The sequence below is a fragment of the Vibrio sp. 10N.247.310.23 genome (genome assembly GCF_041467155.1).
In the GTDB taxonomy this organism is placed as follows: Bacteria; Pseudomonadota; Gammaproteobacteria; order Enterobacterales; family Vibrionaceae; genus Vibrio; species Vibrio crassostreae_C.
Genome location: NZ_JBFSTZ010000022.1, coordinates 1 through 12,945 on the forward strand (window position 1 = coordinate 1; position 12,945 = coordinate 12,945).

Here is a 12,945-nt window from a genome sequence, read left to right on the forward strand (position 1 = left end):
TGCTCAGGCCAACCAGTTCGTTAAACGTGGTTGTGCCTCTATCGAGGTCGATACCATCAGCCCCAATAAATAGTTGGTCAAAATCGTAAGCACGAAGTACCGACTCTGCAACTTTGCCTTGGAAAGAGTCCGAATGGGTATCCCAAGTGCCGCCAGTCATTAATAACGTCGGCTCGCTTTCAAGCTCATTAAGCGCATTAGCAACGTGCAATGAGTTGGTCATAACAACCAAGCCACGCTTAGCATTAAGCTGCTGAATTAGAGCACCGGTCGTACTGCCACTATCGATCACGATGCGGTTATGGTCGCGAATTAAATCTGCAGCGGCTTTTGCCAATGAAATCTTTCGAGTCGAAACTTGTTGACCCAGTTCTTCGTTGACAACCTCTTTCGGTAACGAAATCGCACCACCATAACGGCGTAAAAGCTGACCGTTTTTCTCTAAAGACGCCAAGTCCTTTCTAATAGTGACTTCTGAGGTTTCGAACTTAGCGGATAATTCATCAACACTAACCTCCCCTTTTTCATTCACTAGGTTAGAAATTGCATGTCTTCTGAGCTGGGTGTTTCGTTTCGACATTTAAAAAAGGCCATTAAGTTTCGATATGAAACATATTATAGTTACAACGAAACTATTTAGTCCATTTATTTTGATCCAAAAAATTAATAAATAGCGATAAAACCTTGTCCTAAGACAATTGTTAAGCAGTGATATTGAACTCATTAGGTGGTAGAATCCGCACCCGAAAAGAAAAAAAATTACAAAACTGACTGTTATTTTTTTGCAACTTACCCCTTATATAGTGGGGTAAGTCACAGAAAACCGATATTGAATCAAAATCTTTTAGTCATAAAATGACTAAAATTGATGAAAGACTTACAACTCTGAAGGACATATTGGAAGTCCCGCGCTTTTACACAACAGGCACAAAATGTTGATGTAGCGGACCAATCTTCAGAACTTAAATAAATTTCAAATTGTAACAATACTTACCGGAGAGTACCTTCCATGAAAAAGACCAAAATCGTATGTACGATTGGCCCTAAAACTGAATCTGTAGAGAAGCTAACTGAACTAGTAGATGCTGGCATGAACGTTATGCGTCTTAACTTCTCTCACGGTGATTTCGCAGAGCACGGCACTCGTATCGCGAACTTCCGTAAAGTAATGGAAAACAAAGGTGAGCAACTTGCTATCCTTCTAGATACTAAAGGTCCAGAAATCCGTACTATCAAACTTGAAGATGGTAACGACGTAGATCTAGTAGCTGGTCAAGAGTTCACTTTCACAACTGACGCAACAGTTGTTGGTAACAAAGACGTAGTAGCAGTAACTTACCTAGGTTTCGCTAAAGACCTAACAGCAGGTAACACTATCCTTGTTGATGACGGCCTAATCGAAATGGAAGTTATCGCAACAACAGAAACTGAAGTTAAGTGTAAAGTTCTTAACAACGGTGCTCTAGGCGAAAACAAAGGTGTTAACCTTCCTGGCGTTTCTGTTCAACTTCCTGCTCTTTCTGAGAAAGACAAAGCTGACCTTAAGTTTGGTTGTGAGCAAGGCGTAGATTTCGTTGCTGCTTCTTTCATCCGTAAAGAAGAAGACGTTAAAGAAATCCGTGAGCTTCTAAACGCTAACGGCGGCGAGAACATCCACATCATTTCTAAGATTGAAAACCAAGAAGGTGTAGATAACTTCGATTCAATCCTTGAAGCTTCTGACGGCATCATGGTTGCTCGTGGTGACCTAGGTGTTGAAATCCCAGCTGAAGAAGTAATCTTCGCTCAGAAGATGATGATCGAGAAGTGTAACCGTGCACGTAAGATGGTTATCACTGCAACTCAAATGCTTGACTCTATGATCAGCAACCCACGTCCAACTCGTGCTGAAGCGGGTGACGTTGCGAACGCAATCATGGATGGTACTGATGCAGTAATGCTTTCTGGTGAAACTGCTAAAGGTAAGTACCCAGTTGAAGCTGTTACTATCATGGCTCAAATCGCGAACCGTACTGATTCAGCTCTTAAAGCTGAGCTAGGTTCTCGTCTAGACAGCCCACGTCTACGCATCACTGAAGCAGTATGTAAAGGCGCCGTAGACACAGCAGAGAAGCTAGCTGCTCCTCTAATCGTTGTTGCAACTGAAGGCGGTAAATCTGCACGTTCAGTACGTAAGTACTTCCCAACTGCAAACATCCTAGCTCTAACAACTAACGAAAAGACAGCTGCACAGCTAGTTCTTACTAAAGGTGTTAAGCCAGTTCTTGTTGACTCTATCGAGAACACAGACGCGTTCTACATCAACGGTAAAGAAATCGCTCTACAATCTGGCCTAGGTAACAAAGGCGACATCGTAGTTATGGTTTCTGGTGCTCTAGTAGCTTCTGGTACTACAAACACGGCATCTGTTCACGTTCTATAAGAATGAACCGATTCGCATAAAATATAAAAGAGGGCTTCGGCCCTCTTTTTTTATGAAACAAAATCTTGCCTAACTTTTCAGTACGCTGTATTATCAATCACAATAGAACTACGTACTGTTAACCTCCAACTGACTCTTTCTAAGAGACGGATTAGCAGACTAGAAATCATATATAGATGAGGTTTGTAATGTCTAGTCCTACGCTCACTGACAAAGTATCAAAGATGATTCGCCAAGATATTCTTAATGGTGAGTTAACCCCAGGCCAAAAGCTTGTTGTTGCTGATCTAAAAGCACGCTACAACGTTGGCGCATCCCCTATTCGCGAAGCCTTGGTACAGTTATCTTGGAGCAAATACGTAAAGCTAGAGCCACAAAAAGGCTGCTGGGTATCTCCTGTATCAAAGAAAGAACTGAATGACCTATACGAAAGCCTTCGTGTTGTATCATCGGTTCTGCTTAAAAAAGCGATTGCAGCAGGTGATGAGAGCTGGGAACTGGATGTACTAACGTCTTACCATAAACTATCGCGAGTACAGTACGTATCTGAAGAGTTTGACTGTGTAGAATGGGAAGAGCGCCACCAGCAATTCCATGTCGCACTGCTTGAAGGTGCAGGTTCAGAGAACATGTTTAAGTTCTTTGATGACCTAATTAACCAAGTGAAACGTTACCGCTTCCTCGCTATGTCTGCAGAAAGCGCATCAGATGATCTGTTCAATATTGATGAACACGAAATGATCATGAAACTAGTACTCTCTAAGAATGTAGAACAAGCGACTGAACTGCTTGATCAACACCTGCTAGGTTCAATGAAACGAATTGAAGAAGTTATCGAAGCGGCATAACGCTAAAGTAGCTTCTAACCAAATAAAAACGGAGCCCAATGGCTCCGTTTTTTGTTTCCAGTATTACGACTGAACTACCACCCAAAAAACTCTTTGTGATGAGTATTGAGCAGCACAACCATAGGTAAAAAATACAATGCACTAAGTTGAAAGCCAAGAATGGCTAATGTGCCTATGGTTAACCTAACTAAAAAATCGACAAACATACCACGCCTCTTTTAACCAGACTGTATGATCCCCAAACTCTTGCTCCAGCTAACCTAATTCTACTGCTGCCTTTCAAACCATTGAAAAGGCTAGCTAATCAGTTGAATTAAGTTAACGGTGTCATCCTTTTACATCTGGTAAACACTCTATTTATTACACCGTTAAGCACGATGTAATCTGAAGCAAGGTAGTTTACTTATTGTTCATTTTAGCTCAAATTTCCACCAGCATTAGACTTTAGTCTAACTGTATAGATTTTGTGACATAGGTCGCTCAAAAGTGAGATTCCTATAAAAAGGGGGAGAGATAAAGTGAGTCGGGCCGCGACTTGAAGAGGTGAAGGAAATAGAAGACAGGACTAGATAGAAGCGACCCTAAGCGACATCATCATAGCTAGGACACATAGAGACCGTATTACGGCCAGACGATTTAGATTCGTAAAGCGCAACATCCGCACACTTGTATGAGCGAGTGCTGTTACTGGTTAAATCCGTAAAGCCAACACTCACTGTTACCTTAGTTCCGGCCGCTAGCTCAATCTCGATTCGTAAGCGATCCAATACGCGCTTTGCTTCTGGCAGTGAGGTGTGTGGCATCAAGAGTGCAAACTCTTCCCCTCCGACACGTGCAACAAAATCCGTCCCACGAAGACTGTCTTGCAGAAGCTTAGCAACACCAGCAATCACACGGTCACCTTCGTCGTGGCCAAGTTCATCATTGATTCGCTTGAAGTTATCGATGTCGACTAAGGCTAAGCAAGTGGTCGTTTCGTTCGGGTAACGCTCAACCAAGCGAGAATAGTAGGCCAACTGCTCTTCGAACTTTCGTCTGTTCCAGAGGTTACTCAAAGAGTCACGTTCACTTAAGATCCTCAAACGCACCTCAAGCTCCTTCCTTACGGAAATATCAACCAACGAGGTGATGTAGTAACTGACTTTGCCTGAATTGTTTTTGACCGCATGCACTCGCATGATCGCAGTAAAAGGAATACGCAGCTTGTTCTTACACTGAACCTCCCCTTCCCATACTTCTTCTTGCTCTAAATGACTCCAAATAGCCGAGCTTGAGAGCACTTGGTCGGTATTCTCAAGCAGCAACTGCAATGCATTTTGACCGATCACCTGTTTTTTGCAGTACCCAGTCATGTTCTCAAATTCGTTGTTGATCATCATTGTGCGGTGCTGCTTGTCAGAGATCATCACTGCCGACATACCATTCAATGCGGCGCGTGCCAATTTACTCTCTAGGCTTCGGCGTCGGCAGTGCGTCACCAGGTAAGCAAACGGGAAAGCGAATATCAGCACCGTAATCAGAACAATGATCTCTTCATGGGCCAAATCATCTAGATCACGCTCAGCCCGATCCATCAGTTGCTTTTGATTAAGTTGAATCAGTAAATGGACCTTTTGACTGTTCGCGAGCATAACCGTGTTAAAGGCAAACAAATTACCATCTTCAAAAACGTATCCCACCTGATCATTGGAGATCGCATCCCACGTCTTCGGCGCGATATTTTTCAGGTTATAGCCTTTTCTTTCAGGAATAGAGTCTCCGAACAACTTACCGCTGTTGTTACTCGCGATGAAGTAACCCGCGTCATTGAGAACTTCTGCTCTAAGATCGTTATCTGGTGAAAAGCTCAGACGCGACGATAAGCCCCATACATCAAGATTGATGACGAGGTAGCCTACTCTTTCGTCAGGGGTTTCTACTGGGGTAAAGACACGGATTACCGGCGAATAAGGGAAGGTGACTTCACCATGCTCAGTTTCAAGCTCAATACCCCAACCGCCAATCTGTTCGGCTTCTAGTTTTTGAGCGTATTGGAAGTAGTTAGAATCCGACCTATCTTGCAGCTGTTGAGGAAACGTCACTCTACCGGTATCAGAGGAATAGTTAACACGCACCAATTCTTTGCCAGTGACATCTAACAGATGGATTTGTGTATACCACTTCTGGTTCACGAGAACAGATTGCCAGACCTCTTCAAGTAGATGTTTGGTTTGGTCTGAGGGAGAGGAAGCAAAGTTAACCAAGCTCTGGCTATGACTGAGTAGCTCCATGACCGAGACTAACTGAGTCTTGAGAAGATCATAATCTCGCTTGGCATACACTAACTGATGAACGGCTTGCTTAGCTGAGTAGTCAAAGCTCTGCTGTTTTACTTCTTTGTAGCGCTGCAAATAATACAGACATACTGCAGAAGACAATATGATAGAGATAATCAGCAATGTAATTATTGATTTTTTATTTCGCATTGCTAACTCAGATGAATGGAAGTGCAGCGCGGGATTATAGCACTCTAAAAAATTAACAAAATAAAAGCCGCTTAAAAAAGCGGCTTTAAAGTTATTTTTTAAAGACTTATCGTCTAGGCTTTCAACGCACGTTCGCCTCGTGCGATGCCAACAACACCACTTCGAGCTACTTCAAGCACTTCCGTCACTTCAGACAGCGCCTGAATGAAGGCATCCAGTTTCTCGCTAGTACCCGCCATTTGAACCGTATATTGAGAAGCCGTAACATCAACGATCTGACCACGGAAGATATCCGCTGTGCGCTTCACTTCCGCACGAGCAAAGCCGCTCGCACGTACTTTTACCATCAACAGCTCACGTTCAATGTGTTCAAGTTCAGACACTTCTTGTACTTTAAGTACGTCGATTAGCTTATGCAGTTGTTTCTGAATCTGCTCAAGCTGCATTTCGCTCGAGTTAGTAGTGACGTTCAAACGAGACAGCGTCGGATCATCGGTTGGAGATACGTTCAAAGACTCGATGTTGTAGCCACGCTGAGAAAACAAGCCAACCACACGAGAAAGCGCACCAGGTTGGTTTTCCATTAGTAGTGAAATAATGTGTCTCATATTATGTTCTCTCCGTTTTGCTTAGCCACATGTTATCCATACCCTCGCCTTTGATCTGCATTGGGTATACGTGCTCGGTGTCATCCACACTAATATCGACAAATACCAAACGGTCTTTCATCGCTAGTGCTTTTTCCAAACCTGATTCCAGTTCATCCGGAGATGAAATGCGCATACCAACGTGGCCATAAGCCTCAGCGATAGCAGCAAAATCAGGAACAGAGTCCATATATGAGTTAGAGTAACGGCCTTGATAAACAATGTCTTGCCACTGTTTTACCATGCCTAGGAAACGGTTATTAAGATTAATAATCTTAACCGGGATATTGTATTGCAGTGCTGTCGACAGCTCTTGGATATTCATTTGAATACTGCCGTCACCGGTTACCACAACCACCTCTTCATCTGGCTTAGCAAACTTAACGCCCATACCAGCAGGCAGGCCAAAGCCCATCGTGCCTAGACCACCAGAGTTAATCCAACGACGTGGCTTGTTAAACGGGTAGTATAAAGCAGCAAACATTTGGTGTTGACCTACGTCAGAAGCAACATAGGCATCGCCATTGGTTACTTTATGCAGTGTTTCAATTACTTGCTGTGGTTTGATGCGCTCAGACGATTTCTCGTAAGCTAGGCAGTCACGCTCTTGCCACTGCTTGATTTCACTCCACCAGCTTTCAATCGCTTCTGCATCGTTAGTGCCGCCTTGCTCAACGAGCAAGTTCACCATGCTCTCTAGAACCTTTTCAGCAGAACCTACAATCGGTAGATCCACTTTTACGTTCTTAGAGATCGAAGATGGGTCGATATCAATGTGCATGATCTTCGCATCAGGGCAGTACTTATCTAGGTTATTAGTCGTTCGATCATCGAAACGTACGCCAATACCAAAGATCAAATCCGCATTGTGCATCGCCATATTGGCTTCATATAAACCATGCATGCCTAACATACCCAAAGAGTTCTTATGGGTGCCAGGGAAAGCGCCAAGCCCCATTAGGGTGCTTACCACAGGTAAATTCAGTGCCTCTGCTAATTTTAACAGCGGCTTATCTGCCTCAGAAATAACCGCACCACCACCGACATAAAGTACCGGCTTCTTCGCTTCAAGAAGGGCTTTTAGCGCCTTTTTGATCTGACCTTTATGACCCGTAACCGTTGGGTTATACGAACGCATTTTGAGCGTTTCTGGGTATTCATAAGGAAGCTTGATTTGTGGGTTTAAGATGTCTTTCGGCAGATCAATAACCACAGGACCGGGACGCCCTGTCGTTGAAATATAGAATGCTTTTTTAACGACTTCAGGGATATCTTCCGCTTTCTTAACTAAGAAGCTGTGTTTAACGATCGGGCGTGATACACCCACAATGTCACACTCTTGGAAGGCGTCGTTACCAATAAGGTTATTTGGTACGTTACCAGAAATAACAATCATTGGGATTGAGTCCATGTAGGCTGTTGCAATGCCAGTAACGGTATTGGTCGCACCTGGACCAGAACACACAAGTACTACGCCCGGTTTGCCGGTAGAACGAGTATAGCCATCTGCCATGTGGGTAGCAGCTTGTTCGTGTCGTACTAATACGTGTTTAATTTCAGCAGTTTTAGCATGCAACGCATCGTAGATATCAAGTACAGAACCACCTGGGTAACCAAAGATTTGTTCTACACCCTCTTCAATTAGAGACTGCACCACCATCTCAGCGCCGGATAACATTTCAGCGCCGGATGACATGGCTGTTTCAGGTTTTGTTGTCATATTGCTCTCCTCACCAGTTTCCAATCATATTTGGTGAACATGTTGGGCTGGTTTTTCATAGTCTAGGGCTTATTCGTAGCCTAATTCGAAATACTTCCACTTTTTCGGCTATGGCTGTCTGTCGTGATAACAACAAACAGTAATACGAAACAACTTTAACGCTTTATTATCATCTGGTCTAACACCTGTTATTCGGCAACTATGCCAAAAAACCAACTATTAGCTCAAAGCATTAAATAAAACCCAACTCAGCCCTCCACGCTAGGTTTAAACACTAGTTAGCGAACAAAAAAAAGCACTTAATATTTTAATAGATCGCTATTTATCGATAAACCGCGAGCTTGCTGGTGTGCGCTTTCGCACATTGTGCTGTGTCATTAGATACAAAAAATCCCCCTAAAAATGCAATCACATTCGTAGGGGGATTTTTAAACAACTGAAAATTTATCTAAGCAGAAAACTACTTATCTTTAGGCTTTTCGTTGTACATTTCTTCGATTTCGTCTTGATACTTATCGTTGATAACTTTACGACGCAATTTTTGAGTTGGTGTCAGTTCACCATCATCCATAGAAAATGCTTTTGGTAGCAGTTTGAATTTCTTCACTTGCTCAAACTTAGCCAGTTCTTGCTGTAGGTCATTCACACGCTTTTCTAGCATCTCGACGATTTGGTGGTGCTTAACCAGTTCAACGCGATCGTGATACTTGATATTAAGCTCTTTGGCGTACTCTTCTAGCGAGTCATAACAAGGAACAATCAGCGCAGAAACGAATTTGCGTGTATCAGCGATAACAGCAATCTGTTCGATAAAGTGATCTTTACCAATCGCACCTTCAACCACTTGCGGGGCAATATACTTACCACCAGAAGTTTTCATCAGCTCTTTGATACGATCAGTAATGAACAGGTTACCATTTTCATCAAAATGACCCGCATCACCGGTTTTCAAGAAACCGTGCTCATCGAATGTCTTAGCTGTCTCTTCTGGCATCTTGTAGTAGCCACGCATCACCATTGGACCGCGAACAAGAATCTCGTCCTTAGCACCAATTTTTACTTCTGCGCCCGGCATCGACATACCAATCGAATCAGGGTTAAAACAGCGATCATCCCAACAAGATACTGTTGCCGTGGTTTCTGTCATGCCGTAGCCAAGTTTTACGTTGATGCCGATAGCATGGAAGAAACGACCAATCGTCTCATCAAGCTTCGCGCCACCACATGGCATGAAGTTGATGTTACCGCCGAGTAGAGCGCGCAGTTTAGATAGCACAAGCTTATCAGCTAGCGCATGGCTCTTCTTCAGCATCAACGATGGAGTACGACCTTCTTGGTGACAAACTGAAAGCTTTGCTCCCATGTTCACCGCCCAAGTAAATAGCACTTTACGAATAAATGGTGCTTTAGATACCTTCTCGTGAATCGCAGAGAAGATCTTCTCGTAGAAGCGTGGAACCGCACACATTACAGTAGGTTTCACATCACTTAGCGCATCACGCACTTGCATCGTATCTTGCAGGTAGCAGTTGGTTGCGCCTTTATAAAGAACGTAGAACGTCCAAGCACGCTCAAATACGTGTGATAACGGTAGGAAACACAATGAGACATCGTCTTTGCTCAGGCTAAGGCGCTCATCGTGGCCTTCTAACTGGTAGCCAATGTTGGTGTAATCAAGCATTACGCCTTTTGGCTGACCTGTGGTACCAGAGGTATAGATAAGAGTCAGCAGGTCGTCCATGCTTGCATCAGCAAGACGCACGTCAAGTTCAGCTTGTTGTGCTTCAACGCCACGCGCCATGAAGTCATTCCAAGATACGGCAAAGCTGTGTCCTTGCAGGTCGATGTCATCAGACATAGCCACAACAACTTCTAGCTGCTCGCACTCTTCAAACAGGCTAACCGCCGCATCGAATTGAACTTGCTCACCAACGAATAAGATCTTCACATCTGCATTTTGGATGATGTAAGAAGACTGTGCTGCTGTATTCGTTGGATAAATCGGCACAGTCACAAGGCGTGCTTGTAACGATGCAAAATCTGCCACGGTCCATTGAGGCATATTGTTCGAATAGATACCGATCTTATCCTGAACTCTCAGTCCTTGAGCCAACAGTGCTAATGAAAGCGTATCGATTTGTTGTCCAAACTGCTGCCAGCTAATACCTTGCCATACATTATCTACTTTGTGCTTCAAAGCTGTACGGTTGCCGCCTTGGGCAATTTGGTCACGAAGTCTTTTTACGATATGAAAATCTAAATTGGCCATCTCTTTACCCTTGGCTTACACCTGTAAGCTTTTTTGAGCGCACAAGTGTACCTCTGATCATGGAAAAGGCAACTGATGAAGCTCAAAGTTATAAGTAATAGTACGTCTCACGCTAAGTTTTCTATCAACAAAAATAGCAGGTACAAAAAAGCCCCAAGCCAGACTCCTAGCTTAGGGCTTATAAAACATAGGGATTAGTGTCTAGTTAAGTGCCACTACTTCGCCACAGATCATCATTAACTGATCTCGTAACCAAATGTGTCCTTTGTCCTTTTCACTTGATTCGTGCCAGCTTAGGAAGCCTGAAATTGCCGCATTATCAAATGGGAAATCTAGAATCTGAAGCTGCTCTTTGTTTGCTGCATGTTCTACCATCCAACGAGGAGCAATCGTTACTAGTTCAGACTGACCTACAACGTAAAGAACGTTGCTTAGGCTCGTGCCTTCGTAGAAAGGCATGCAGTCTAGGTCACGGTAAGCTTGCTCAGAGAAGCTACGTTGACCGTGAATGCGAGACAATTTCGCGTGCTTTTCGTTAAGCAGCTCTGCCGCTGTTACTTCACCGTTAATGCGTGGGTGAAAAGCAGAAGCGACAACAACCAACTCATCTTGGAAGATTTCAGTGCTTGAGAAACCTTGCTCATCAAAGCGAGCGTAATCGATCACGAAGTCGATTTCTTGGTAGCGCATACGCTCAGAAAGCTGACGATCGAACTCAGCGTCCATGTGCAGTTTAACGCTTGGTGCTTGCTCGTTAATTGTCGACATAATCTTAGGTGCAAAACGCATGTCACAAGGGCTGCAAATCGCAAGTTTGAACAGGCGAGAAGACGACTCTGGAGAGAACACAGAACTTGGTAGTTCGTTGCGTACTAACTGTAGCGCTTGGCGGATAGGACCAAACAACTGACGAGCACGTTGAGTCGGTTGAATACCACGACCTTGACGCATGAATAGTTCGTCGTTAAACATCACTTTTAGACGAGCAACAGCGTTACTTACAGCAGGCTGAGACATACCCAGATTGTGAGCTGCACGTGTAATGTTTTGCTCTTGCATAACTGCATCAAATACAGTCAAAAGATTTAAGTCGACTCCACGAAGTGTGCTTTCCATTCTGTAGCTTGCAATAGCACTCATTGCGTCTTTCTTATCTAACATTCAAGTTGCCTCTTGTCGGTTCGACAGCGTTAAATTGGTAATGGTATGAGAATAGATAACCACTAATTCTTATATTTATCAGACCGATGTTTTTTCGGATTGACATTACTATTAACCAATGCATCTCGAGCTACCAACAAGATTGATAAAGAATAATTTTATTTTACCTTAATTATTAAATAACATCTAAAAATCAATTATTTATAGAGTTATAAAAAAACATAAAATGCGTCACTTATGAGTTTAATTTCGACTTATTTAGCTGTTCTATCGTTTGGTTACATTTGTTACAATTTATTGAACTCGTGAATTGTTCAACCGGTCAATTCAGAAATAGCACTTATGAGTTAGGTGAGCGATGCATAACTTGGAAAGTCGACCTTGTCCCAAAGTTGCTTTCTTAAATCATCTTGATTAGACCAATTCCCTGCTAATACCCACTCAACGAGTGCACTTGCCACGTCTGGATAGGTGACCACTTCGGCCTGTTTTTCACTGAGCCAAGCGCGCAAGATAGCCGCATCTAAAAACGTCATGGTTTGAGCTAACCCAAGGGCCTCTAGCGTCGCCACATTGCTCTGTTGTTCGAACTGTCCTTCGAGTGGTTTGAGAAGCAATTTCTTCCCCAAAGTTAGGGCTTCAGATGGCAATTCAAAGCCGCCATTTGCGACCACACCAGAGCACTGATTGAGGTCGAATTGAAAGCCCGCATGACTCAGTGGTTTGAACTCAATATTTTCAACTCGGCTATGCTCAATCACATCCGGGTGGTAACAGACAAAGTTTTGCGAAATGAACTTCATCAGCAGCTCTGAGATCGACTCAAGATCCTCAAATGGCAAATAGACCAACGTAAAGTCTTGTGCTGTTTTGGTTTGTTGCTCACCAACCAGCGTGTGAACGATAGGCGGCAAAATCGGCTGTTCAAAGTGATACCAGTGCAAGCCAATAGAGTGCTCGGTTGGGGCGAAATGTTGAATCACTGAATGTTCAATCCAGTTGCCCCCTTCTTTAGGTACATCATAACGAAACGCATTCTGGTGGCTTATCCCAATGCATGGCACACCTTGTCTCTTAGCCGCCCATGCAGTGACAGGCTCAAAATCATTAATCACTAAGTCATAAGGCGTAAGATCGATCTGGTTAATCTCACGGAGAAATCGCCAGATGTTGTTCTTCATGAATGTTTTGCCGTATTTAACCTGCCCCTGCTCGCTGTAAAAAGTTAAGCCGCTGCGGGTCTGATAGTTGCCAAACGCTTCCATCGAAAAGTATTTGCTCTCATCTCGCCCAGAGAACAGAAAATCGACATCAATATTTTGCTGACGAAAAGCGACGGCCATTGCTCTCGCTCGAGCGATGTGCCCATTTCCTGTGCCTTGTACGCCATATAAAATTTTCATGCATGTTCCT

The 12,945-nt window shown here is 43.6% G+C and carries 9 protein-coding genes; 2 read left to right on the forward strand and 7 right to left on the reverse strand.

Annotation, left to right across the window (positions count from 1 at the left end; translation table 11 throughout):
• Positions 1-580: DeoR/GlpR family DNA-binding transcription regulator (locus AB6D93_RS16475; RefSeq protein WP_372159178.1), on the reverse strand; the 580-nt coding region annotated here is incomplete at its 3' end.
• Between the two features lie 429 nt (positions 581-1,009).
• Here AB6D93_RS16475 and pykF point away from each other — a divergent pair.
• Positions 1,010-2,422, forward strand: coding sequence for a pyruvate kinase PykF (pykF, locus tag AB6D93_RS16480; protein WP_017061403.1), 1,413 nt, complete (start codon positions 1,010-1,012; stop codon positions 2,420-2,422).
• A gap of 176 nt (positions 2,423-2,598) precedes the next feature.
• Positions 2,599-3,270, forward strand: a complete 672-nt coding sequence (locus AB6D93_RS16485) for a GntR family transcriptional regulator (protein WP_102332761.1) — start codon at positions 2,599-2,601, stop codon at positions 3,268-3,270.
• 581 nt (positions 3,271-3,851) lie between these two features.
• Here the strand turns inward: AB6D93_RS16485 and AB6D93_RS16490 are convergent.
• The 6 genes from AB6D93_RS16490 to AB6D93_RS16515 form a co-directional block, all read right to left on the reverse strand.
• Positions 3,852-5,735, reverse strand: coding sequence for a diguanylate cyclase (locus AB6D93_RS16490; RefSeq protein ID WP_102332760.1), 1,884 nt, complete (start codon positions 5,733-5,735; stop codon positions 3,852-3,854).
• Positions 5,736-5,848: 113 nt separating this feature from the next.
• Positions 5,849-6,343, reverse strand: a complete 495-nt coding sequence (ilvN, locus tag AB6D93_RS16495; RefSeq protein ID WP_008219984.1) for an acetolactate synthase small subunit — start codon at positions 6,341-6,343, stop codon at positions 5,849-5,851.
• 1 nt (position 6,344) lies between these two features.
• On the reverse strand, positions 6,345-8,102 hold the full coding sequence (locus tag AB6D93_RS16500; protein ID WP_017062926.1) for an acetolactate synthase 3 large subunit: 1,758 nt from the start codon (positions 8,100-8,102) through the stop codon (positions 6,345-6,347).
• A gap of 460 nt (positions 8,103-8,562) precedes the next feature.
• Complete coding sequence (locus AB6D93_RS16505; protein WP_017066937.1) at positions 8,563-10,371, reverse strand: long-chain fatty acid--CoA ligase; 1,809 nt, start codon at positions 10,369-10,371, stop codon at positions 8,563-8,565.
• A gap of 201 nt (positions 10,372-10,572) precedes the next feature.
• Complete coding sequence (leuO, locus tag AB6D93_RS16510) at positions 10,573-11,532, reverse strand: transcriptional regulator LeuO (RefSeq protein ID WP_102332759.1); 960 nt, start codon at positions 11,530-11,532, stop codon at positions 10,573-10,575.
• 347 nt (positions 11,533-11,879) lie between these two features.
• Entirely contained in the window at positions 11,880-12,935 is a 1,056-nt protein-coding gene (locus AB6D93_RS16515; RefSeq protein WP_017068817.1) for an MJ1255/VC2487 family glycosyltransferase, read from the reverse strand.
• Positions 12,936-12,945: the final 10 nt, after the last annotated feature.

Coding starts and splice junctions, on each gene's coding strand:
- pykF (WP_017061403.1), top strand. CDS start 1,010: ATGAAAAAGACCAAAATCGTATGTACGATTGGCCCTAAAACTGAATCT.
- AB6D93_RS16485 (WP_102332761.1), top strand. CDS start 2,599: ATGAGGTTTGTAATGTCTAGTCCTACGCTCACTGACAAAGTATCAAAG.
- AB6D93_RS16490 (WP_102332760.1), bottom strand. CDS start 5,735: ATGCGAAATAAAAAATCAATAATTACATTGCTGATTATCTCTATCATA.
- ilvN (WP_008219984.1), bottom strand. CDS start 6,343: ATGAGACACATTATTTCACTACTAATGGAAAACCAACCTGGTGCGCTT.
- AB6D93_RS16500 (WP_017062926.1), bottom strand. CDS start 8,102: ATGACAACAAAACCTGAAACAGCCATGTCATCCGGCGCTGAAATGTTA.
- AB6D93_RS16505 (WP_017066937.1), bottom strand. CDS start 10,371: ATGGCCAATTTAGATTTTCATATCGTAAAAAGACTTCGTGACCAAATT.
- leuO (WP_102332759.1), bottom strand. CDS start 11,532: ATGTTAGATAAGAAAGACGCAATGAGTGCTATTGCAAGCTACAGAATG.
- AB6D93_RS16515 (WP_017068817.1), bottom strand. CDS start 12,935: ATGAAAATTTTATATGGCGTACAAGGCACAGGAAATGGGCACATCGCT.